General features: G+C 40.8%; 24 protein-coding genes. 6 read left to right on the plus strand and 18 right to left on the minus strand.

What is annotated here, in order from left to right; all coding sequences use genetic code 11:
• Positions 1-80 precede the first annotated feature (80 nt).
• Positions 81-1,727: a chaperonin GroEL gene (gene groL / locus VPR01S_RS06735; RefSeq protein WP_021704550.1), complete on the minus strand. Its 1,647-nt coding sequence runs from the start codon at positions 1,725-1,727 to the stop codon at positions 81-83.
• Between the two features lie 54 nt (positions 1,728-1,781).
• Positions 1,782-2,072 carry a co-chaperone GroES gene (locus VPR01S_RS06740; protein WP_021704551.1) on the minus strand — a complete coding sequence of 97 codons (291 nt, stop codon included), beginning with the start codon at positions 2,070-2,072 and terminating at the stop codon, positions 1,782-1,784.
• 280 nt (positions 2,073-2,352) lie between these two features.
• Between VPR01S_RS06740 and VPR01S_RS06745 the strand changes: the two genes are divergently transcribed.
• Positions 2,353-2,964, plus strand: a complete 612-nt coding sequence (locus VPR01S_RS06745; RefSeq protein ID WP_021704552.1) for a helix-turn-helix transcriptional regulator — start codon at positions 2,353-2,355, stop codon at positions 2,962-2,964.
• Between the two features lie 114 nt (positions 2,965-3,078).
• Positions 3,079-3,420: a DUF3135 domain-containing protein gene (locus VPR01S_RS06750; RefSeq protein ID WP_021704553.1), complete on the plus strand. Its 342-nt coding sequence runs from the start codon at positions 3,079-3,081 to the stop codon at positions 3,418-3,420.
• 18 nt (positions 3,421-3,438) lie between these two features.
• Here VPR01S_RS06750 and birA read toward each other — a convergent pair whose 3' ends face one another.
• Positions 3,439-4,407 (minus strand): bifunctional biotin--[acetyl-CoA-carboxylase] ligase/biotin operon repressor BirA, encoded by a 969-nt coding sequence (gene birA, locus VPR01S_RS06755; protein ID WP_021704554.1) that lies wholly within the window; start codon positions 4,405-4,407, stop codon positions 3,439-3,441.
• Positions 4,404-5,447, minus strand: a complete 1,044-nt coding sequence (gene murB, locus VPR01S_RS06760) for a UDP-N-acetylmuramate dehydrogenase (RefSeq protein ID WP_021704555.1) — start codon at positions 5,445-5,447, stop codon at positions 4,404-4,406. The genes birA and murB overlap by 4 nt, the downstream gene beginning before the upstream one ends.
• 74 nt (positions 5,448-5,521) lie before the next feature.
• Here murB and VPR01S_RS06765 point away from each other — a divergent pair, with 74 nt between their 5' ends.
• Positions 5,522-5,974, plus strand: coding sequence for a GNAT family N-acetyltransferase (locus VPR01S_RS06765; RefSeq protein ID WP_021704556.1), 453 nt, complete (start codon positions 5,522-5,524; stop codon positions 5,972-5,974).
• A gap of 143 nt (positions 5,975-6,117) precedes the next feature.
• Positions 6,118-7,458 carry a CDP-diacylglycerol--serine O-phosphatidyltransferase gene (gene pssA / locus VPR01S_RS06770; RefSeq protein WP_021704557.1) on the plus strand — a complete coding sequence of 447 codons (1,341 nt, stop codon included), beginning with the start codon at positions 6,118-6,120 and terminating at the stop codon, positions 7,456-7,458.
• Between the two features lie 67 nt (positions 7,459-7,525).
• Here pssA and VPR01S_RS06775 read toward each other — a convergent pair whose 3' ends face one another.
• Entirely contained in the window at positions 7,526-8,881 is a 1,356-nt protein-coding gene (locus VPR01S_RS06775) for an MBL fold metallo-hydrolase RNA specificity domain-containing protein (RefSeq protein WP_021704558.1), read from the minus strand.
• 165 nt (positions 8,882-9,046) lie between these two features.
• Here VPR01S_RS06775 and rfbB point away from each other — a divergent pair, with 165 nt between their 5' ends.
• Both rfbB and VPR01S_RS06785 read left to right on the plus strand, forming a co-directional pair.
• Positions 9,047-10,033 carry a dTDP-glucose 4,6-dehydratase gene (rfbB, locus tag VPR01S_RS06780; RefSeq protein ID WP_021704559.1) on the plus strand — a complete coding sequence of 329 codons (987 nt, stop codon included), beginning with the start codon at positions 9,047-9,049 and terminating at the stop codon, positions 10,031-10,033.
• Positions 10,034-10,134: 101 nt separating this feature from the next.
• Positions 10,135-11,367 carry an exopolysaccharide biosynthesis polyprenyl glycosylphosphotransferase gene (locus VPR01S_RS06785; RefSeq protein ID WP_040902318.1) on the plus strand — a complete coding sequence of 411 codons (1,233 nt, stop codon included), beginning with the start codon at positions 10,135-10,137 and terminating at the stop codon, positions 11,365-11,367.
• Between the two features lie 17 nt (positions 11,368-11,384).
• On the opposite strand, the gene VPR01S_RS06790 is transcribed toward VPR01S_RS06785, so the two are convergent.
• From VPR01S_RS06790 to VPR01S_RS06850, 13 genes are all read right to left on the minus strand, one after another.
• Positions 11,385-12,134, minus strand: a complete 750-nt coding sequence (locus VPR01S_RS06790) for a glycosyltransferase family 2 protein (protein ID WP_021704561.1) — start codon at positions 12,132-12,134, stop codon at positions 11,385-11,387.
• Positions 12,135-12,168: 34 nt separating this feature from the next.
• Complete coding sequence (locus VPR01S_RS06795) at positions 12,169-13,635, minus strand: hypothetical protein (protein ID WP_021704562.1); 1,467 nt, start codon at positions 13,633-13,635, stop codon at positions 12,169-12,171.
• Positions 13,636-13,637: 2 nt separating this feature from the next.
• Positions 13,638-14,486, minus strand: a complete 849-nt coding sequence (locus tag VPR01S_RS06800; protein WP_021704563.1) for a hypothetical protein — start codon at positions 14,484-14,486, stop codon at positions 13,638-13,640.
• On the minus strand, positions 14,458-15,642 hold the full coding sequence (locus VPR01S_RS06805; protein WP_156008676.1) for an O-antigen polymerase: 1,185 nt from the start codon (positions 15,640-15,642) through the stop codon (positions 14,458-14,460). Before VPR01S_RS06805 ends, VPR01S_RS06800 begins: the two co-directional genes overlap by 29 nt.
• A 146-nt stretch (positions 15,643-15,788) precedes the next feature.
• Positions 15,789-17,048 carry an oligosaccharide flippase family protein gene (locus VPR01S_RS06810; protein ID WP_040902324.1) on the minus strand — a complete coding sequence of 420 codons (1,260 nt, stop codon included), beginning with the start codon at positions 17,046-17,048 and terminating at the stop codon, positions 15,789-15,791.
• The gene (locus VPR01S_RS06815) at positions 17,014-17,775 is read right to left on the minus strand and encodes a hypothetical protein (RefSeq protein WP_021704567.1); all 762 of its coding nucleotides are present in this window, start codon (positions 17,773-17,775) and stop codon (positions 17,014-17,016) included. The genes VPR01S_RS06810 and VPR01S_RS06815 overlap by 35 nt, the downstream gene beginning before the upstream one ends.
• Before the next feature lie 33 nt (positions 17,776-17,808).
• A complete protein-coding gene (gene wecB, locus VPR01S_RS06820) occupies positions 17,809-18,891 on the minus strand; it encodes a non-hydrolyzing UDP-N-acetylglucosamine 2-epimerase (protein WP_021704568.1) in 1,083 nt (360 codons plus the stop codon).
• A complete protein-coding gene (locus VPR01S_RS06825; RefSeq protein WP_081693126.1) occupies positions 18,878-19,963 on the minus strand; it encodes a glycosyltransferase family protein in 1,086 nt (361 codons plus the stop codon). The genes wecB and VPR01S_RS06825 overlap by 14 nt, the downstream gene beginning before the upstream one ends.
• Positions 19,964-19,974: 11 nt before the next feature.
• The gene (locus VPR01S_RS06830) at positions 19,975-20,691 is read right to left on the minus strand and encodes a glycosyltransferase (protein WP_021704570.1); all 717 of its coding nucleotides are present in this window, start codon (positions 20,689-20,691) and stop codon (positions 19,975-19,977) included.
• Positions 20,610-21,392: a hypothetical protein gene (locus tag VPR01S_RS06835; protein ID WP_021704571.1), complete on the minus strand. Its 783-nt coding sequence runs from the start codon at positions 21,390-21,392 to the stop codon at positions 20,610-20,612. Before VPR01S_RS06835 ends, VPR01S_RS06830 begins: the two co-directional genes overlap by 82 nt.
• Entirely contained in the window at positions 21,382-22,380 is a 999-nt protein-coding gene (locus tag VPR01S_RS06840) for a hypothetical protein (RefSeq protein WP_040902330.1), read from the minus strand. Before VPR01S_RS06840 ends, VPR01S_RS06835 begins: the two co-directional genes overlap by 11 nt.
• 46 nt (positions 22,381-22,426) lie before the next feature.
• A complete protein-coding gene (locus VPR01S_RS06845) occupies positions 22,427-23,491 on the minus strand; it encodes a DegT/DnrJ/EryC1/StrS family aminotransferase (protein WP_040902331.1) in 1,065 nt (354 codons plus the stop codon).
• Between the two features lie 2 nt (positions 23,492-23,493).
• Entirely contained in the window at positions 23,494-24,084 is a 591-nt protein-coding gene (locus VPR01S_RS06850) for an acyltransferase (protein ID WP_021704575.1), read from the minus strand.
• Between the last annotated feature and the right edge of the window lie 33 nt (positions 24,085-24,117).

Below are 24,117 nucleotides of genomic sequence, written 5' to 3' on the forward strand. Positions count from 1 at the left end.
TACCCACGGAATACCAGCCGCCTAAAAAACAAAAACGGAGGCCGAAGCCTCCGTTTTTCGCAGTTAGGTGAGCGCGATGATTACATCATACCGCCCATGCCACCCATACCGCCCATGCCGCCCATATCAGGCATTGCAGGTGCATCTTTTTGTGGCATATCTGTCACCATGGCTTCTGTCGTGATCATCAGACCAGCAACTGAAGCGGCAAACTGCAGCGCACTACGGGTCACTTTGGTTGGATCCAGAATACCCATTTCCAGCATGTCGCCATACTCACCTGTCGCAGCGTTGTAGCCGTAGCTGCCTTCACCCGCTCTCACGTTGTTGGCAACCACAGACTCTTCATCACCCGCGTTGGTGGTGATTTGACGGATTGGCGCTTCCATTGCGCGTAGCGCAACGCGAATACCCACATTTTGCTCTTCGTTGTCACCTTGCAGGTCAACAATCTTAGACGCGACACGGATCAGCGCCACACCACCACCGGCAACTACGCCTTCTTCAACCGCTGCGCGAGTCGCATGCAGAGCGTCTTCCACACGGTCTTTCTTCTCTTTCATTTCCACTTCAGTCGCCGCACCGACTTTGATCACAGCAACACCGCCAGCAAGTTTGGCTACGCGCTCTTGCAGTTTCTCTTTGTCGTAATCTGACGTTGCGTCTTCGATTTGCTGACGGATCTGAGCCACACGACCATGGATAGCAGCTTCTTCGCCAACGCCATCAATGATGGTGGTGTTTTCTTTGGTGATCGTCACACGTTTCGCTTGACCCAGGTCTTCCAGAGCGGCTTTTTCCAGCTCCAGACCCACTTCTTCAGAAATCACTGTACCGCCAGTCAGCACGGCGATGTCTTGCAGCATCGCTTTACGACGGTCACCAAAACCAGGGGCTTTGACTGCCGCCACTTTCACGATACCGCGCATGTTGTTGACTACCAGCGTAGCCAGTGCCTCACCTTCTACGTCTTCTGCAATGATCAGCAGCGGACGAGAGGCTTTCGCCACCGCTTCCAGTGTCGGCAGCAGTTCACGAATGTTAGAAATCTTCTTGTCGACCAGCAGAATGAATGGGCTTTCCAGATCCACACTGCCCGCTTCCTGGTTGTTGATGAAGTAAGGCGACAGGTAACCGCGGTCAAACTGCATACCTTCAACCACGTCCAGTTCGTCGTGCAGGGCCTGACCTTCTTCCACCGTGATCACACCATCACGGCCCACTTTTTCCATCGCTTCGGCAATGATTTTACCCACGCTGGAATCTGAGTTCGCAGAGATGGTACCCACCTGTTCGATTTCGGTTGATGTTGAACAGTCTTTCGACAGCACTTTCAGCTCTTCAACCGCGGCCGCAACCGCTTTGTCGATACCGCGTTTCAGATCCATCGGGTTCATACCCGCAGCAACGGCTTTCAGGCCTTCATTAACAATCGACTGAGCCAGTACAGTCGCAGTAGTCGTACCGTCACCTGCTACGTCATTCGCTTGCGACGCAACTTGTTTAACCATCTGTGCGCCCATATTCTGGAATTTGTCTTCCAGTTCGATTTCACGTGCAACAGACACACCATCTTTAGTGATAGTGGGCGCACCGAACGATTTGTCCAGTACCACGTTACGGCCTTTCGGGCCCAGCGTCACTTTCACTGCATCGGCCAGAATGTTGACACCTTCCAGCATTTTTACGCGTGCGTCATTACCAAATTTTACGTCTTTAGCAGCCATCTTTTATATCCTTTTCCAAATACGTTTTACGTTTTCGTTGTGATTCAGAGTTTATTACTCAACGATTGCCATGATGTCGTTTTCAGACATGATCAGTACTTCTTTACCATCGATTTTCTCTGTCTTCGTGCCGTAGCCTTCTGCGAAAATCACAGTATCGCCAACTTTAACGTCCAGTGGCTGAACAGAGCCGTTCTCCAGGATGCGGCCTTTGCCAACAGCCAGAACCACACCACGAGTTGATTTTTCTGCAGCTGAACCCGTCAGAACGATGCCACCAGCAGATTTAGACTCAACTTCTTGGCGCTCTACGATAACTCGGTCATGTAATGGACGAATATTCATTGGTCGTCTCTCCTGAAAGTTTCCATGTTTGATTTGATAATTGCCTTAAACAAGCGGCAAAGCCTTGTCGTAACTATATGTGGGGCAATTGCGGCAATCCCAAGGGGGGGGACGGATTTTTTTGTGAGGCGGCTAACGAAATGAACACGATAACAATGGAGCCAATACTAAAAGTAAAAATTGAACTCACTGGGCCATTCTAGAAACCTTTACAGCAAGATTGTCAATCCTTTGCTTTATTAACTCGATCCGACATAATAGCCGGAAGAAAGGAGTGTACATGAAAACAATCGACAGGATCTTACAAACCATTAAGCGCGATGGTGCGGTCACCGCCAAACAACTGGCTGAAGAGCTGGGCATGACCACCATGGGCGCCCGCCAGCACCTGCAAGGCCTGGAAGACGATGGCATCCTGGCGTTTCACGATGTGCGAGTCAAAGTCGGCCGCCCGACCCGCCATTGGTCATTGACCAAAAAAGGCCATGCCCAGTTTGCCGATCGTCACGGCGAACTGACTATTCAGGTGATCGATGCGGTGGAAAGTGTCTTTGGTAGCGCAGGGCTGGAAAAAGTCACCCTGCAGCGAGAGCAACAAACGCTTGAGCATTATCAGACTGCGCTGCAACCTTGTCATTCCCTTGAAGAGAAACTGTCGATGTTGGTTGAGCTGCGTGAGCAGGAAGGGTACATGGCCGAGCTGGAGTCATGCGACGATGGCTACCTGCTGATTGAAAACCACTGCCCAATCTGCAAAGCCGCTAAGCGCTGCCCCAGCTTGTGCAAATCCGAACTCAACATTTTTCAGAAGTTGCTTGGCGAACAATATCAGGTCAAGCGGACGGAACACATCATCAACGGTGAGCGCCGCTGTACCTACCACATTCGCTAGACCAATCGTCTCATATTTAAGACCAGCCACAGGCCGATAAACCGTTCGCTGAATTGTTGCGTAAACTGTAAAGGTGTTGATAGTTTAATCAGCACTGCAGTTGAGGGAACAATCATGAGCAGTATGCCTACCCAACAACGGTTGCCGCCATTTGATGAACTGGTCAAACTGGCAGAACGTGATCCTGAAGCGTTTGACCGCTTCAAACATCAATTGTGTGATGAGATGATCGCGTCAGCCTCCGATTTTATGCAAGATCGCCTGCGCGCTCAGCAATCACACATCGACTTGTTGATCAGTCACTGCAGCAACCCGACGCACGTCAATGTGACATTGCAAAGTGAGTTATTTAAACAGTTTGCCAAGTTCCGCGACGCTCTGAATGGTGAACTGGATATCGCCCCGACCAGCGCCGACGTAGTCCCTTTCAGGCCCAAAGAGCAAGACTGGCGCTGAGGTGCGGTCATCTTCGTATCACAAACCATTACCGCGCAGGGAAATTTCGCCTCCGATGTAGGCTTCAAGGCCTGCCTCAGTTTCAAGTAACACACCACCCTGCTCATTGATACCACGTTCAATACCAGTGATTTCTCTTGGTCCCATGAGCAGCCTGACTGGGCGGTGGATGAAATTGTCCAGTCGATTCCAACGTTCGACGAACCCAGCCATTCCCTGAAACTCATAGTCTTCCAGCGCTTTGTGCAGAGTCTTCACCAAGGTGATCGCCAGTTGATTACGGTCTATCTCACGCCCTTGCAACGCCTGAGACAAACTGGCCCAGGGCTGAGTAATTCCCGGAGTATCGTCATCCATACTCAGGTTCATCCCCATGCCGATCACGAGATTTGCAGCTGCCCCTGCCTGTCCCGACATCTCAACCAGAATCCCGGCTAACTTGCGATCGCGAAAGTAGAGATCGTTGGGCCACTTGAGTTTAACGCCATCAATCCCCAAAGACTCCAGCGCTTCTACCACCGCCACGCCGACAACCAGGCTCAGTCCCATCGCTGCCGCCATGCCGGCATCAAGTCGCCAGTACATCGACAAATACAGATTGGCACCGAAGGGTGAAATCCATTCCCGTCCACGGCGGCCACGCCCTTGTGACTGATATTCCGCGATACACACCGAGCCCGATTCCAACTGAGCAGCTTTATCGAGTAAATGTTGATTGGTTGAACCAATGATCGGAACCAGCTCTAGTGGCTTCTCAGTCGCGGCCTGCAAAACCTGTTCATCCAGCAGTTGCATTGGCTTTGCCAGTTGATAACCTTTACCCTGGACACGGAAAATGTCCACGCCCCACTCCTGAATCCCTTTGATGTGCTTACTGATCGCTGCACGGGAAATCCCCAGGGTGTCGCCCAGTTCTTCCCCGGAATGAAAGCCGCCTTGAGAAAGTTGCTTCAGCAATGTCAGTTTTACACTGTGATCTTTTTTCATTGCTGAGCCTCCAAAATCTCATTGAGACGAGTTTCGGCGCGGGCGCCCATAAAACGCACCTCATGCTCCAGTGCAATCGCATATTTTTCCTGCACACTGCGGCACACATGCGCCGCTAGACGAATCACATCTTGTGCGCTTGCATTGCCCTGATTGACGATCACTAACGCCTGTTTGGGGTGCACTTGTGCCCCGCCAATACGATAGCCTTTCAGCCCACACTGATCGATCAGCCAACCTGCCGCGATTTTTACACCATCGTCGACCGGATACGCCACCACATCAGGGTATTGCGCCAGCAGCGACTGATACTGCGCTGCGCTGATCATCGGATTTTTGAAAAAGCTCCCCGCGTTACCGATTTGGGCCGGATCGGGCAACTTATCAGTGCGGATCTGACACACCTGCGCAAAAACCTCTGCCGCGCTGGCCTCTGCCCCCAACACTTTCAGCGCCCCATAGGCGATATTGGCCTGCCAGGCCTTCGACAGTTTCAGGCCGACTGCCACCACAATGGCCTTTTGATACAGCGCGTGCTTGAACACTGAGTCCCGGTAGCCAAACTGGCACTCTGCGTTGCTCAGGCGGCGAACAGTAAAACTGTCAAGGCACAGGATATCGACGTATTCACAGACATCTTTGAATTCCACCCCATAAGCGCCAATGTTCTGAATTGGCGCAGAACCGGCACAACCGGGAATCATGGCAAGGTTTTCAATCCCGGCATAACCCTGTTCGACAGCCCAGGCAACCAACTCTGGCCAGTCTTCACCGGCTTCAATATGCAGCAACCAGTGTTCCTCGGTCTGAGAGACCCGCTTCCCCAACAGACCATTGATCATCACCACACCGTTAAACGGTTCAGTGAACAGCATATTACTGCCTTTCCCCAGCATCAGTTTTGGCAACGACTGCCACTCAGAATGGTGGTAGACATCAATAATGTCGGTCACAGAATGAACGTGAACCAGGTGAGCACAAGTCTGGGAGATGCCAAAAGTATGGTAGGGGCGCAGATCTGCGTGAGTTTGAGATTGCATAAGCTTGGTTTGCACAAATAATATCAGGTCAATTACACTGCCCTCATTCTACCCTCTTTTCAAGCAAAGTGAGAATGCCTCCACTCCGTATCGAACTGCTGGACCCGATTAAGCTGCCGCTGGTCACCCGACTGTACAAGGCCCACTACCCTTCGGCCAAAGCCAAAAAAAATGAAACCACCATCGTCTGTTACCAATATGACGCGTTGTGCGGGGTAGTACGCTTTCGCCCGTTGGACACCTTTCGCCTACTGACTGGCATGCTGGTGCTCCCGGAATATCGCGGCCAGGGCGTCGCCCATCAACTCATGCACTATTGCCAACAACACATCCTGGGTCATCAGGACTACTGCTTTGCCTACACGCACCTGGCGCCTTTTTACGCTCAGCACGGTTTTGTTTCCGTGTCCACAGAGCAGTTACCTCCGCCACTAAAAGGGTTGTTTGAGCGCTACTGCCGCAGTGGGAAGCAACTGGTGGCCATGCACTTTAAACATCCGACAAGGCTTAAACCAGGCGGCAGTTAAGACCGCGCAGCCAACCTGATTGTTCAGCTTCGACGACTGAGCGGCAATGCCCAATAATTGATGTCATTCCTAGTCAAATGACTGAGATGTTTGATACTATCCATGGCTTGCAATTTTGCACACGGATAAGGTAACGCATCTAGATGATGACCAATAAGAACCCATTCGACACCCTTCCGACGCTGGCGCTGAATCCTGAGCAGTTTGAAACACTGTACTCAGCACAGGCGTTCAGAGATCGTCTGATCCAGGCGATACGGGAAGCGAGCAAGCGAATTTATCTTGTTGCTCTTTATTTGGAAGATGATGAGGCAGGCAGAGAGATCCTGACTGAACTTTATCAGGCCAAGCAGCGTAATCCCGGACTGGATATCAACGTCTGCGTAGACTGGCACCGCGCTCAGCGTGGTTTGATTGGCGCGGCGCCAGGCGAAACCAATGCGGCGATGTACAAAGCGTTTGCAGACCAATACGAGCATGACATTCCAGTGTATGGTGTGCCGGTCCGTGGGCGAGAAGTATTTGGTGTCTTGCATCTGAAAGGGTTTGTTATCGATGATCAGGTTATTTACAGTGGCGCCAGCCTGAACAATGTCTATCTGGGATACAACGACCGCTACCGCTTTGACCGCTATCATGTACTGAGTAGTCATACACTGGCCAATACGATGGTCCAGTTTATCCGCGAACAAATGATTGAGCACCCGGCGGTGAACAATCTTGCCTGCCCGGCGAAACCCAATACCAAAGAGATCAAAAACGACATCCGTCAACTACGCGCGTCACTGGCCAAATCTGCCTATCAGTTTGACAGTGAGACCGTATCCACCGATCAGGTGGCAGTGACCCCCATCGTGGGTGTCGGGAAAAAACGCAATCGCCTCAATCAAGGCATCAACCAGTTAATTCGTCTGGCCAAAGATGAGTTGTTTATCTGCACACCCTACTTTAACTTCCCGCGCAGCGTGGCTAAAGAAGTCAAAAAAGCCCTCAGACGTGGCGTGAAAGTCACGATTGTGGTAGGCGACAAGACCGCCAATGACTTCTACATTTCACCAGAGCAGGAATTCAAAACCATTGGTGGCCTGCCGTATCTGTACGAGCGTAATCTGCGCCTGTTTGCCAAAGCCAACGAAGCCAACATTGCCAGTCGCAAACTGTCACTGCGTTTATGGAAACACGACAACAACAGTTTCCACCTTAAGGGCATCTGGGTCGATAAACGCTATATGCTGATCACCGGAAACAATCTCAACCCACGCGCCTGGAAACTGGATCTGGAAAACGCACTGTTCATTCAGGATCACTACCATTTGTTGACGGCACAGTTTGACAAAGAAGTCGAGAATATCCTTGAACACACCCAGTTAATTTGTACCTACAAGCAGCTGGATAAAGTCGAGAATTATCCGGAAGAAGTACAGAAGCTGATCCGAAAAATCACCCGCGTACGTGCCGATCGGGTACTAAAACAAATTCTCTAGCCTCTGATGACTCAGTGAAGAATGTGACTTAGTGGACAACGGACGTCCGCTGATGATACTCATGTACTCACTCAATCACATGATATCCCAATTTTTGTAAGCAGTCCTTAAACGCTGTTTTTGCCTCCGCTTCGCCATGAATCAGGTGAATTTCTTTCGGTGGCACGTCGATTCCTTGAATAAAACGCAACAAGTCTGTTTGGTCTGCATGCGCGCTGTATCCCGACATGGTATGGATCTGTGCCCGCACATTAATCCACTCATCCGCAATTTCAACGCGTTTGGCACCGGACTGCAATGCACACCCCAGCGTCCCCTGAGCCTGATAGCCCGCAAACAACACATCCGTGCGAACATCAGTGAGCAGCGCTTTGAGATACCCCATCACTCGCCCACCTTCACACATTCCGGACGCCGCGACGACAATAGCAGGCTCACCCGTTTTCGCCAGACGATTAACCAGTGCCAAATGCTCCCGGTAATGCTCGAGCACCACACACTGGTCAAACGCCAGAGGATGCCGATGATATTCCAAACGTTGTTTGGCTTCTTTGCTCCATAACTCCCGGTAACGACGATACGAACGCGTCACTTCACTGGCCATCGGTGAATCGAGTATGATCGGGATACGATCGGTAATTCCCCGCTGGTGAATCAACTGTTCAATATCAAATAGCAGTTCCTGTGTTCTGCCCACGCTGAAGGCAGGAATGATAATCACGCCACCATCTTGCAGCGAACGATTGATGATGGCTTCTAACCGCTCTGCCCTGTGTGCCACACTGTCATGCTGTTTGTTGCCATAGGTCGATTCGATGTACAGCACATCGGCTCGAGGAGGTGCCACAGGATCCGGTAGCAATGGCGTATCAGAAGGCCCAAGATCGCCGGAAAACACAATCACCTCACCGTTTTCTTGCCGAATTTCAACGTACGCAGAGCCCAGAATATGACCAGCCGGATTAAAACGTATCTCGACCGTTTCGCAGCAACATGAGAGGGCATCGCCTCCTTGTGAGTCAGGAGGAGACAGCACAACGCCCTGCCACACTCCATATTCTATCGGCACAAAACGTTTGTTCAACGCCTCGAGTACACGCTGTCGCTGCGGCTTATCCATACCTAATTGCAGTTTCAGACCATCGTCCAGCATCAGAGGGACTAGCTCTGCGGTCGCGGGCGTACAATAGATCGGCCCGCTAAAACCCGCGGCGAGCAACCAGGGTAAGCGGCCGACATGATCAATGTGAGCATGCGTCAGCACCAAAGCACGAACCTGTTCAATCGAGAACTCGACGTCCATAGGTCGGACATCTTTCCCCTGAAACTGACCACAGTCGATCAACAGGCTGCCATGTTCAAACTGTACCTCATGACAAGAGCCCGTTACTGTGTGTTTACCGCCATGATGGAGTGTGCGCATAAGAAATCTCTGAGTCGTTTTTGGTAAGACTAAATAGTAATTCAGTGTTCTTACTACTCTAAAAACCACGCAATGCGGCCTAACTCGCGTTCTCAAAGCCAACACATAAGTAGATAAGCGTCTGAGTGTCCGTTAAACTCAAATGCACAGCAAAGGGCATGACATTTGAAAATTCTAATTACAGGAGGAAGTGGCTTCATTGGTTCGGCACTGGTAAGACACTTCCTGGATAACACACCTCACCAAATCGTTAACTTAGACAAACTGACTTACGCGGCAGATCCAAAAGCACTGGAGGCGTATCAGCAGCACCCAAACTATACCTTTATTCAAGGGGATATTGGTGACGGTTGTTTGCTAGAGCAAATATTTGAAGCGCATCAACCAAGCTGGGTCTTTCACCTGGCCGCTGAAAGTCACGTCGACAAATCCATCTATGCATCAGCGGATTTTATAGAAACCAACGTGATTGGCACCTATCGGTTACTGGAAACCGCCCTTGGGTATTGGCACACGCTGACTCCAAAAAAGAAGTACACTTTTCGCTTTTTGCATATCTCAACCGATGAAGTCTACGGCGATCTAGAACTCGGAACTCACCAGAGCTTTAATGAAGACTCGCCCTATAAACCCAGTAGCCCGTACTCTGCGTCGAAAGCATCAAGCGACCACTTAGTCAGAGCCTGGCACCGAACCTATGGTTTACCCATTTTGATCACAAATTGCTCTAACAACTATGGTCCGTTTCAGCACAGGGAAAAACTCATTCCTAAGATGATCACCAATGCGTTAGCGGGCAATGCGCTGCCTATTTACGGTACAGGTAAACAAGTCAGGGACTGGCTACACGTAGATGATCATGTCCGAGCGCTTCACTTGGTGATGCAAAAAGGAAAAGTTGGCGAAACTTACTGTATCGGTGGTAATTGCGAGAAAACCAATCTGGAAGTGGTTACCTTAATCTGCGAGAACCTGGATAGAATCGTGCCCCACAATGCGCCACATGCTGCGCTTATCCGTTTCGTCGCAGACCGCGAAGGCCACGACCAGCGCTACGCGATTGACTCATCTAAAGTCCGAGAGCTCGGATGGAAACCGATACGAAATTTTTTAGATGAACTAAAACAGTTAATCGTCATCTTGGATCAATGAGTCATTTCAATCTGGTACCGGGGAGACCTACTGAATTGTTACATGGCATGTGATATCATTCCCCGAACAATCTTCCTTCCACACTCTAGTATGTGAATACTGTGAAAAAACTATTATCAAATTCATATGTATGCCATGGGCTGGGCATCTTAACTCTAACAAGCTTCTTAGTTCTGAATGCGCCTCAACACTACCTGCAACTACCCAACACCGTTACCAACAGCATCCTAATGGTGATTGGTTGTTACTTAGGTGCCGCAGTAACCCTCCCCCACTTAAGCAAGTACTTATTAGTTGAAAGAAAATATTATATTTTACCCGTACTAGTTTCATTATATGCACTGGTTATCGGGATAATAGTGATGATGCGTGTGGACTATTCCAGAGCTGTACTCATAAATGGTTTTTTATCGAGCTTTGCTTGGTTGTACTTCGTTAGCCTGGCAAGAAAACGCCATAAAATACTTAAACTATCTGCAATACCAAATTTCGATTACGTAGCTCTAAACAAACATAGAAACATACAAATAGAGCCCATTAATATCTCTCAACAAATCAGTGACATTCATTCCGGACTAGTTGTTAATTTACATAAAGAACTGAAACCGGCTGAAGCTAAATTTGTTGCCGACTGTAGCATAAATAACATCTCTGTATTTCACTCAGAAAGTATTCGGGAAATGTTAGAAGGGAAAGTACAAACATGTCATTTATCCGAAAATGCAATTGGTACTTTGAAACCTAATCCAATTTATTCAGCATTTAAAAGATGTTGGGAATCAGCTTTAATATTAGTTTCCTTACCTGTAACGTTACCGGTAATGTTACTCACAGCATTACTGATTAAAATAGAAAATCCAGGACCAGCTATGTTCATTCAAGAACGTGTAGGACAAGGTGGAAAGGTATTTAAAATCTATAAATTTAGAAGCATGACCGTTAGACCAAAGGACTCAGAGTCGAAATTTGCGACAGATGAGCAGGCTCGAGTCACCAAAGTTGGAAGAGTTATAAGAAAAGTTAGAATTGATGAATTACCGCAATTTTTCAATGTATTGAAAGGTGATATGTCTCTTATAGGACCAAGACCAGAACAAGAAAGTTTCGTGGAACAGTTTGAACAAGAGATTCCATTTTATGGTTACAGACACATGGTGAAACCCGGTATTACTGGTTGGGCTCAGACGGTGCAAGGCTATGCTGATGACACGGAGTCTACCAGAGAAAAACTTGCCCATGATTTGTATTATATAAAACATCTCTCTTTTTGGCTTGATATGAATATTGTGTTAAAAACGATCAGAACAATGATAACTGGATTTGGGGCTAAATAAGCCCCATTTCATATCTACTATATTTTTCTAGACAAACCTCGATAAGCGTAATGACGAAAGTAGTTTATCGATTTTAGCAAAGACAATTTTTCTACTTCACGATATATCCGCCATTGATATTTCAATACATTAAATTTATTTGATGATACTGAAGTGCTTCCGACTCGATAACGTGCCAAAGATCTCTCGCCAACTCTCCGAGCGATGTGTCCTTCCTTAAGTATGCTCAACCACAATCCCATATCTTGTCTTTTAGCAATATTAGGCATATACCTTTTACTAATTAGATGAGTATCATATATTGCGGTCAAACACCCTATTTGATTACTTTTAAGAACATCCTCATAAGTTAGACTGGAAGATGGAAAACGCGTACCTAATACACGGCCTTTTTGATCAATCACTTCGTAAGCTGTATATGACAAAGCGACCTGATGTTTTAACATAAACTCTATTTGTGTTGATAGCTTATCTGGATGCCATAAATCATCCGCATCTAAGAAAGCAATAAACCGACCAGAAGCCGCGTCTATACCTCTATTTCTGCTAACAGCAGGACCTGCATTCCAGCTTCGACGAATGAGCTTTATACGAGGATCAAGAGCAATGACGTCCACCATTTCTTGAGGAAGAGATCCTGGTGTAGCATCGTCGATAATAATATGCTCGTAATTTTGATACGTCTGAGCTTGCACACTTCGTATTGTTTCTAGAATACGATCATCAGGCTTAAAACATGGGGTAATGATAGATACTAATTCTTTCATATATAGTTCTTAATAAACTTTAATTTACGTAAAATTAATCGTTTAACTTTTTCTCACCAATTTTTTTTAGTTGTTCAAAGTTTGTAAATGGTAATAGAACCTTTCCTCTATTTATGCTATCTAAAACTTTTTGAGGATCTTCAAACTCCATATTTTTCTCGTCAAACTTTTTGTTATTATCTAACCATTCAAGTGCTATTCTAATCAATTCTTTATCTAGTTTAGCATCATGATAAGATGAATAAGAAGCTATGTACAGTAAAGCCACGATATGTTGCATATGATAAAAGTTTTTCTTATTGGCTTTACTAAAATTAGTAGGATACCCGCAAATAAGCTCGCCATCATCAATATCTAGCTTTGCGATAAAAATTTCATTTTTTTTATAGGACTCTATTGTCTTCCAAAAACCAGTTCCATCAGGAGTTGCCCTAACTGGAGAGTATCCACCCTCCTTAACTTTCATAGAAAAAGGTTGGGAAGAAGTCACATATGTATTGTAGAAGCCAGAGCAGTTTAACATCATGGTGTTTACATTATCTTTAACAGAAGTCATGGTCGTATCGTATGCACCATATTTTCTAGCGATATCATATATTGGTTTGACATGATAATTACTAAGCTCTTTTATTTTAGATTCGAATATTACATCGAATTCTTGATCTTTATATGTCTTATATAATTGAACTCTATGGGGACTGGTATCTGAATAGCGAGTAATATTTCTTTTACTGTCATACCAAACATCATGATATTTAACAAAAAAATTTAAATTTTTATGTATATAATCCGAGATTTCCTTGTCATTCATAACTAGAGCATAATCATTTAAATGAAGTATAGCATGCAACCATCCATTCAAAATTATTTCAGGATTAGAGTGGAACAATGGTAACTCTAATTGAGCAATACCTAAATCTACACCACCTTCGCTATGATGAAGAAACAAAGCCTTTTTAACTTTTAATAACAAATCTTTAGACTTTGGTGATTGTTCGATCAAGTAATTCTTCAAATATCCAGCTAGAATTTCACTTTGACTAATAGAACTATAGATGATATCAGGGCCTTTCATTCTATTAAGCGGATAATGGTTAGGGTAGTAAAACCCAGTTCCACCATTAGGTAAATCAACACCAGCATAATTAGTTATATTGTATAACTTATTCCTAAATTCAGGATTTCCAACATTATTAAATACATACCGACCAAAAACCATAGGATGAAATACGTACTTATTAGGATCCTTCAACTGCCAATAATTAGCATAAGGGACATTATCTTTAAGAATAGTTTTTTGATCGTTCCCATACATAGAAAAATCGAAATTCTGCTGACCTGTGTCATAAACATTTGCTGTGTTTTTCAGCTGTTCAGGTGTAGGTACAAATGGTTTAATCTTTTGGCAAGGAGCACTAATAACGTTAGGGCAAAAATAATCATCATTAGCTAACGCGAAAGTGGTAAATAGTGTAGTAGACAGAATAATAGAAACTTTCATAATTAATTTTTCTTTAGAAGATGATGTAAGTTAAAGTGTGACAGACACTTAGCCAATTTACTATCGTTCTCATTATTTCTTACATTTTTGTGGAAGAGACCTTCCCCTAATGATATTAATATAGGTGGAAAATGCACATTAGCAGCAAGAACACGTTTTGCATTATAACCATTTTTCAATGTGACGCATTTATACCAAAAATCATCCGCATCTGGAGCAATTGACATAAAATCATCCGCATATCTATCTGAAGCTTCAATTGTCAATGAACCTATGGGATACAAAACCCCGGAACATCCAGTAGGAATAAGATGTTTAGAAGGAGTGTTAGGATAATCTGATCGAGACATAAAACTAGAATATGGTTGCACTTTGCCATCTTTTACAGAAATCTCGTGCCCTCTAAAACAAATTACACTCTTGGGAAACTTAAGATGTTCACGATATAGAGATCCGAGCCAATGGCTAGGGTAGATAATGTCATCATCCGCCGATACGAGTAAAGTATTGGCAAACAGATCCCCTGCATGAGAAAGCTTTTTATAAGACCGGAGATTTCCTTTGACGAACTTAATCTCCAAGCCTCTGCGTTGTAATCTCTTCAAAGAAGTGGGAATAACTATATTCTCTTCACTAGAAAGCCAAAGCACGATTCTCTGTGGGCTCTCTTTCTGAGCCAATATAGATTCGATAGTTAAATAAACGGTACCAATTCTGGCGGAATAGGTAGTTAACGATACAACAACAGGAATGGAACCATTACCAAGCTTCGTGTTAGAAAAAAAATTTTTAAAAAAGAAAAAGCTCGTAAATAAAATGGACTCAAGAAACATTGATATTTTTTTTAACATATTTACTCATACAATACATAAGAACAAGATACAAAGTCAGCAAAATTGCAACGATTATTGATTTTGGATTATATAGATAGTCATTTGCTCCACCTATAACAGCACCACCAAAGGAGTAGTAGGACAAAATTGAGACTAAAAAAGCACTTTTTGGCGTAGAAATAATAAATAAAATCAATATATTGGTTATAAATCCAACCCAAATCGGAAAAATAACTGCCCCATAAATTCCCCAGTTAGCCCAAGATTCTGCAATGAACAAACTGTTCAATACTCCAGCGGTCCCTTTGTCTACAGCATTCTTATTGAAAAACTGCATCAAGTATTCTGCACTTCTATCTATATGTGCTATACCAAAGAACGAAGATACATTTTTTGAGAAGCTTTCAAATCCGATAAAGTCAATATGGTTAGGAAACATATCAATAGAAAGATATATACCAGCTTGCTGACTGAGTATGACTCTTCCTATCGGGCCTTTATTATAACTATTACTGAGTAATTCACCGCCCATAAAAAAATAATAAGACAGAAGGATGACAGTTATGACTAATAGAGAAAAATAAAATAATTTTCTTATTTCCATGCTACCTCTAGAATAGAAATAAGAAAAGAAAAGGCTAATTAGGAAAAAAGCTAATGGTGACTTTGCCAAGCTATACGTTAAAGAATATATAGCCATCAACATATACACTAAACATAATAAAAGTGTAATATGCTTCCTATTATTCAGATAAACTACAAAAGAAAAAATTGCAAATATTGGTATTAAGGTTTTGAAAAGTATATTTTTTACGTATATATTCCCATGATATGTGTCATCGGCCATTATCCTTATCTTGGCCAAATCATGATTCCCAACTAAATATTTGTAAGAAAACACGTCTGACATTGAGAATACATAAAAACACACTAAACAAAAAATAGGTAGAAGAGACAATAATAAAATATGATCTTTCCCTATCACTACCTTATTATTCAGGTAGCAAGAATATTCAGATTTTATAGATATTTTATTAGTAATTAAAACATTAGAAATAACAATCCCTATTGTATAAGACAAAGGCAAAGCTGTGATCAGCAGCCATCCTATGAACCGAGTTTGCTGATTTGTAACGCTTGAAATTAGATAATGATGATCTAAATTATTTACCACAAGTATAGCACCCAGCGCTCCTTGTAGTAAGAAATGAGTATAAAAATTAATCGAGTGAATGTTAATGTTATTTTGAGAAGCACCTATAATATTCTTAATAGATAACGCGGATATTAAGTATGATAAAAAAGTAATTACTAGATAGATCATTTTTTATTTAACACTGCATAAACTAAAAGAATATATATGATATAAAATAGACTCATTACAAATGAGTAAACGATCATACTCAGCACATAATCATTAAATGTATAAGCCACAAACAACGTTGAAGTGATAATGAATAATGAACGAATAAAGTCCCACTTAAGCTGCAACGAGTGAAGGTTCAATAAGTTGAGAGTTTGAGTTAACGGAGAAACAGCCAACTGGAGTAAGAAAAATGGCGTTAATATGATAGATAACAAAGGTATAATAGTCCATTGTTCACCAAATATTAGTAAAGAAAAGTTATATATTATCAATATAATCGGAACTATAACGATTAAAGAAATAATCAACAATTTTTTAAAAGTAGAAAGGAAGTTTTTCTTTACCGAAGAAAAATCACTATTTGTTTCAGCAATATACACTTGAGATAAAGATCGGCCTAATATTCCCATCGGAAGACCAATAACTTTATATAACAAAAAGTAGCTTCCGACTAACGCACTACCAAAAAAGTAAACGAGTAGTATTGGTATTGCATTCAAAGATAAAGAATTAATTAACGATGCTATTGCCAAGTTCTTTGGAAACTCTATAGTTTGTATAAACGTTTTTCTACAGGATTCTAACGACGATATTCCACTTCTTAACATATTGAAAGATATAAAGCCTTTCAACTTTAAATACATGAACACACTCGATAATAGTAAAGAGAAAGAAGTTGCCCATACAAGCCCAAACCCATTTCCTAGAGTATAAAATAGTCCGACTTGAAGAGATACTAAAACTATCGCCTTAGCAATATTGGCTCTAGAAACTAAAAAATAGTCCCCTTTAAGTAAGACAATATTCACTAACAACGTATAAATAGAATTGAATATACAAAACACAAGTAAAGATAATATGAATTTCAAATCATAGTCGCTAGGAATAAAAAAGAATAAAGAAAAAATTATCAGAGAAAACGAAAATATAGAAATAAGAGAAAATAGGATAAAATAAGGTAGTAATGAGTATTTCTTTTTTATTATAATTGCACTTTCATACTTCAACATGAAAAATGATATAACGACACCGGAGATAGAACTTACATTAGCAAAAAAACCAAAGTCATCAGGCGTATATAATCTTGAAATAAGAGGCAAAAAAATAAAATTTATCGCCTGCGCAATAATAGCACCACTACTTACAACGGCTACCTTCTTTAAAAAACCGTCGAAAAAGTTACTTGTTTTTATATATTTTATTAAATCTGCCATTTAACTTTGCCATAAGAAAAACGAAGATATTTAAAGAAATAAGAATTATTATAAATATCTTTATATAATATCCATTATTGAGTTCTATCAAATTTTTTTGACTAATCTCATAAGGAATATCCCAGCCAAACGTTTCATTGTCTAATTCTATAATAGCACTTTTTATTTCACTGAATTCTTTTTCACTAAATAGATCGAAGAAATAGTTTTCTTTATCTCTGCTCATTCTAGAAATAGTCATATCTAATTTTTTATACTCATCTTCGATTTCTTCTATATTGAAATCATTATTACTATTTATTTTCTCCGCGAGAATTAAGGATATGAACCTATCTTTAGCAGCTTGCTTTATATTCGCAACTTTATTTTCTAGCTCTAACTGCTTCTGATCTTTTTCTTTTTCCCATTTTCTTTTCATATTCTTGTAGACAATATTATTAATATATGACAAATAAATATCGCTACAATCATAAACCGAACATTTAATGTTTAAAGTAACTTTGTTATTATACTTCTTTGAAGATACTTCCATAATGCCAAGATTACTTCTTGATCTTTTAACTAATAAAGGTTGAGTAAGTTTATAATTATAGTATTGAGAAAAAAATGAATCTTCAAATTCTAGTGTTATCGCTGTTTTATAACTATTTCCATCGTTATATTTAATGATGTAAATTAAAAAGGCAAAGATAAATATTGTTGATATTGCGAGAAGTATTTTTTTCATATTAAAAAAGGTGTGAAAACCACACCTATATTATTAATCCATAGATAAGATGATACTTGTTATTTTTCGTGAAGCTGTTCCACCACCATAAAGATTTTTCATATCATCGACTTTTTTATCTTTCATAATATTGTAAGCTGACAATATTTTTTCATAGCAAGCACCAGTTAAAATGTTAGCTCCACAGTTAATTAGTTCAACCCATTCGGTTTGATCACGCATAGTTATACATGGCTTGGAAAAGAAAAATGCCTCTTTCTGCAATCCGCCACTGTCTGTCATTACTAAAGATGAATTCTCTAATAACCAAATCATTTCTAAGTAGCCTACAGGTTCAATCATCGTAAATTCAACCTCTAACCCATACTTTTCAATCAAAGCTTTAGTCCTAGGATGAATTGGTAATATAACCTGCTTTTCTTTGTTTAGGTCATTTAAAGCTTTAACTATTGAAGTAAGGTTGTCTTTACTATCTGTATTTTCCGCTCTATGTAATGTAGCTAAAATATACTCTTCTACAGAAGTTCCCTTTAGCTCTTCTGGCTTAACAGCATATTCTTTGTAATAAAGAGCGGCATCTTGCATGACGTCACCAACTAAATGAAACTCACAGTGCTCTAGAGTTTCATACCCTTCCTTACTCAAATTATCCATTGCACTTTGCGTTGGGCATAATAGCAATGTGCTAACACGGTCAGTCAGCGTACGGTTAATTTCTTCAGGCATAAGCATGTTGAAACTGCGTAAACCAGCCTCTATATGGATAACCGGTACGTGAAGCTTGGATGCTGCCAATGCCCCGGCCAAGGTAGAGTTAGTGTCTCCGTAAACCAATAAATAGTCAGGCTTCTCGATTTCTATAACTTCTTCAATCTTTTCTAACATCTGCCCAGTCATTGCCCCATGACCAAGACCATTAATCCCTAGATTATAATTAGGTTTAGGTATAGACATTTGTTCAAAAAAAACGTCACTCATTTTAGAATCATAGTGTTGGCCCGTATGAACGATGACTTCCGTAATCACAGGCTGTGTAGCGAATGCTCTAGATACCGCACCAGCTTTTATGAATTGTGGTCTAGCTCCTAAAACAGTTAAAATTTTAATATTTTCCATTTTGACTCTCGTATTCATTGATAATCGTATTTGCTCTACTATTCCAGTAATGTTTTTTTCTAGCAACTAGGCAGTTTTCTTTTAACTTACTAAGCTTACTTTTATCTTCTAAAATTCCATTTACTAAAGAAAATAGCTCTTCCTCGTTAGAGTAGGTAATACCTATATTTTCACTTTCTACAAAATTAGCCTGGGCTGTCCCTGATTGGGTTATTTGTGGTACACCATATCCCAATGATTCAAAGACCTTTATCGGCATAGCAAAACTCAGATATTCTGAAGTTATTCGGATATTTGCAAATAGATCCGTAGACAAATAAAGTTCATCAAGCTCATCTCCAGAACTGTGGACAATAGTTATATTTTTGGGGATGGACGATATATTGAAACTTTTCCACTCCTCAGATCTACAACAGATTGTAATATCCAGTTTAGATTCAAATTTCAGAGCTAATTTTATCAATGGAGAAATATCATAGTGTGGTTTACTCACCCCCCCAACATACAGAAGTTTTAGAATACCGTTACCTTTATGTTTTTTTAAATCTAGATCTTTTTCAATTGAACCTGGTGGAAGTGACGAGATATGTTCAAACTCAACTGGTAGGTATCGAGACATTTCTTGACTTGGGAGATATAATTTACTGACCACCTTGCTCATTTGGATAAGTTCCAGCCAGTAGAATACCTTAGCTGGAAACCACTTGAAAAAAGAAAGGTTTTGCTTGTATTCCGGAAAACGCCAATATATATCTCTGTAAAAGTAATAAACTGGTACTCCTTTAGAACTCAGTTTATTAAAGAAATTATACTCTAAACACGGTTTTCTTGGAAAGTGATCAGGATCCGTCAAAGCAAGAGGCATTGTACTTGATTCTGCATAAACAAAATGAATATCTTTCACGTCAAGCTGCGCTATTTTTTTACTCCGATCTTTAGAGTATCCATCAATAACAGTCACGTGACAACCAATGCTTTTGAATGCCTCTACCATACGCAGTGGTCTAATGGCACTTCCTCGGCTTTTGTCTTTAGACAATGGAAAAGGAAAATAGCAAATAACATTAATCATATAATATTTTATCAAATCTCTTTATAAACATTGACCAGTCTCTTTTCATAAAGGGACCAATTATCTTTTTTGATATACTCTAGACAATTAGATCTTTTTTGATGGAGAGTATCCAACTTCAAGTTATTGACCACATCAGAAATATCTGTACTTGTAAATACTTGTGGAATAACCCATCCGATATCATCTTTTTCAACGGAATATTTCATTTCCAACATTCCACTACATAAAATAGGCACACCCGATGCAGGGTATTCCCATAGTTTGTTAGGAGTACAATATAAATGATTAAGGCCGAATAACTCGTAGGGTATTACACCTATAGCAGCTCCAGCTGTCCATAAACTTAACTCTGCATGAGGAGCAGGTGGTATGAAGACTATTCTTGGATTCTCTCGATTATCTGATTTTAGAGTATGTTCACCTGCAAGTTTTCTAAGATGATCTTCATAGTTGCCCCATCCCATCATTACTAAAGTCCAGTTATCAGGAAGATACTGAGCAGACTCAATTAGGATATCTAAACCTCGTTTCTTAGCAAAACCACCTTGATAAAGAAGAATGTTTTGGTCACGTGTAAGCCCAGCCATGTCATGTAGCCGTCCATCATATGTCACGTCACCAGTATAAACAGTAGCATTTTTTATTATGTTAGCTTTTGGCAATTTTGGATAATTTTCTTTATAAAAATTAGCAATACTATCATTAATTGTGATGAAACTATCCACATACTCTTCGTTTTGTTGAAGAATCTCTTTATACTGTTGTTTCTTAGCATCGCTTGCTTGAGCAACATCCTCATATATTTCATGAGCATCCCAGACAAGATGAGAACCTTTACTTTTTTAATTTCCACACCGACATCTAAAGTCATCATGTCATGGCAATGTATGATATCAAATTCGAAATTAGATGCAGCTTCTACCAGACTTTGCTGTCTATATTTTTTTAACACTTTCTCTCTATAGCCAAATGTTAAACTTTTGATATATGAGTGGATCTTATTGCTTAAAGTATTAACTGATTTTGTTACTATATTTCTGATAGCCCGTCTTTTTTTAAATAAAATGGGAAAAGAAATCATTGTACCAAAAATGATAATTTTTGCGTCAACGTTTGAAATAATCAAGTATGATAAAAATACGTATACTAAATATGTAATAGCTTGTATTATTCTTTTTACTATTTTCAAACTATTACTGACAAGCTTATCATACCGTTGTATGCCTTCAGGCTTTTCGAGTAATGTTATTTTTGCTCCAGACTTTCTTACTTTTTCATAATCACTGGGAGTATTATTGTCAGCAAGACCAAATATATGCACATCAAAACCATTTGATGCTATAGAGTCTGCTTCCTTCAAAATTCTAGCATCTCGGATCACACTGTTGTAGGAAATAACACCTACACGCTTTGACTTACTCATCATCAATAAACTCAAATTTTTCGTTTTCTGTTGAACAATTACTTAATTTGCCATGCTCTAGCTCACGTCTAGTATTATTATATTCTAGAAATGAAGGATAATATCTTGACACTGCTGTAAATATCGAAGAAATATTGGCCAGCTGCTTTACGGCAAAAAGTAATGTAATTAAATATATTATAAAAGTCTTGTTGTCTTGACCAATCCAGACAGGGTTATTAATTAGAACAATTAAAATCAATGAAGCTATGATAAGAATACTTAGCTTAATTTGCTCAGAGCGATTAAATCTTTTTAGTAGAAGATCTATTCTATACTGGTATACAGTTCCAACTCTTTTATTGCCATCTAATATTACATTCCTCAACTCATCGTTGTTGTCTTTAGCTGTTTTAAAGTAATATTTGGAAGCCATAGAGCTACTTCTAGACATAAAAAACAAAAGCATTCCACCTACAACTGATAGAATTAAATATATTGTAAGTGTTACCGAGGTAGATATGCCTAAAAGAACTAAACTAAATACAACGAACCTTAATATTGGTGCAAAAGAATTACAGGTAATTCTTACTAAGGCCCCTAAATGTTGTAGTTTGTTAAGTAAAGGAACTAAATAAAGTGATGTTTTGTCTGATTTGGGAATTAAGTTAAGAATATTATTCGCGCAATTTACCTGTACAGACTTCCATAAACTAAAAGTCATAAAACATGATAGATAATGTAGTATTGAACTAATACACCATATGGTAATACACACTGTCAGATAATAACTAAAGTTGAGACTCAAATTAAAATCATTAAGCCCTACAACTGTTTTTATCTTATTTATCAGTTCAGGGTGGCTATCACTGATAAGAATTAACGTCAGTCCTTCCAGAGCCGCCGATAGTGATACAAGAACTATAAATAGAAAGAATATTCCCTTAAACTTAAACAGAACCTCTTGGATAAACCACCGAAAAAAGACTTTGATATGATGAACTCTATCCATTAAGACTCCACTTAATTCCAGAGTAGCATTGCTACTCTGGAATTTACTACATGTAACCGTGCATCGGTAGGCTCAATACTGAAGAGGATAGCTTTTCCGCGACAGGAAAATCACCTTCTTGATATCCTAGATAACCAAAAGCGGTTTGCAAGTGCAGACACTTCTCATAATAAACCATCGTCGGAATACCTTGAGATTCAAACTCACTTCTGGCTTTCTCACGGTCTTCGACAATGATTGTATACTGTGCCCATGAACTCGTAAAACCATGGGGTGGCTTAGGCGTTTTGAATCTAGACGAAAGTTTTTCATCATAAGCAGTTGCTGCGAGATTACGATTGACTAGTTCCTGGGGAAACTCAGATAGCTTTTCTAAAAGAATAGCAGCCTGTATAGTGTCCAATCGACTATTCATCCCAATCTGAACATTGTCATATTTATCTTTGCCTTTTCCGTGAATTCTCAAGGAGCGAACTTTTTCAGCAAGGTGATCACTATCTGTAAAAATGGCCCCACCATCACCATAACAACCTAGAGGCTTCGCTGGAAAAAAGCTTGTAGTAGCAATATCACCAAAACTCCCGGCTTTCTTTCCTTCTATTGTTCCACCGAAACCTTGCGCGGCATCTTCAATGATTTTTAAGCCATACTCTTCTGCGATTCTTTTAATTTCCACATAATCGGCAGGAAGGCCGAAAAGATCCACTGTAATAATAGCCTTGAGATTTAATACACCTTCAGACTTTACTTTCTCTATTTGCTGAACCAAACTTTTAGAGCAAATATTAAATGTATCTGAATCAGAGTCTACAAATACAGGAGTTGCCTTGGCATAAGCGATCGTTTCAGCAGTTGCAAAAAACGTAAACGTTGGACAAAATACTGCATCACCTTCACCTATATCCAATGCCATTAAAGCTAAACTGAGCGCATCTGTACCGTTAGCACATGTTATTGCATGTTTAACTCCGACGTACTCTTGCAGCTTATCTTCAAGCTCAAAGACTTCCGGCCCCATAATATATTTCCCATGATTGAGAACATTATGAATTCGTTGGTCTATCTTATTCTTCAAGTGTTTATACTGTGACTCTAAATCAATAAAATGCATATTCATTCACTTCTATTGCTATTTCTGGTGATTTTACCATCGTTCAATTTATAGACATCTTTTGTGTGGGGGCAAATATATTCACCATTTCCTTCTAAAGGTAGATCGATTTGCTCTCCATAGGCACTCATCCACCCAATTTGACGAGCAGGAACTCCAACCACTAAAGCATATGCGTTAACACTTTTGTTAACAACAGAACCAGCACCAACAAAGGCAAACTCACCAATATTTACACCACATACAATAGTACAGTTAGCACCTAGCGTGACACCTTTTTCAACGACAGTATCTTTATATTCATTCTTTCTTTCAATTAAAGAACGAGGATTATATACATTAGTAAACACCATACTAGGGCCACAGAAGACGCCTTCTTTCAAAATCACATTATCATATACTGACACATTATTTTGAATTTTACAGTTCTTGCCAATTACTGCTTTATTACCTACAAAAACATTCTGTCCTAGTGAGACGCCTTCGCCGATAATGGCACCAGAGCAAATATGAGCCCAATGCCAAACTCTACTATTTTCTCCAATGGATGCTCCATCATCAATAATTGCAGTTTCATGTTTAAAGTATGACATACTTAAAGATTCCTGGTTTTTTGCTAAAAGGTA

Origin of the sequence: Vibrio proteolyticus NBRC 13287 (assembly GCF_000467125.1) — a bacterium.
Classification (GTDB): domain Bacteria; phylum Pseudomonadota; class Gammaproteobacteria; order Enterobacterales; family Vibrionaceae; genus Vibrio; species Vibrio proteolyticus.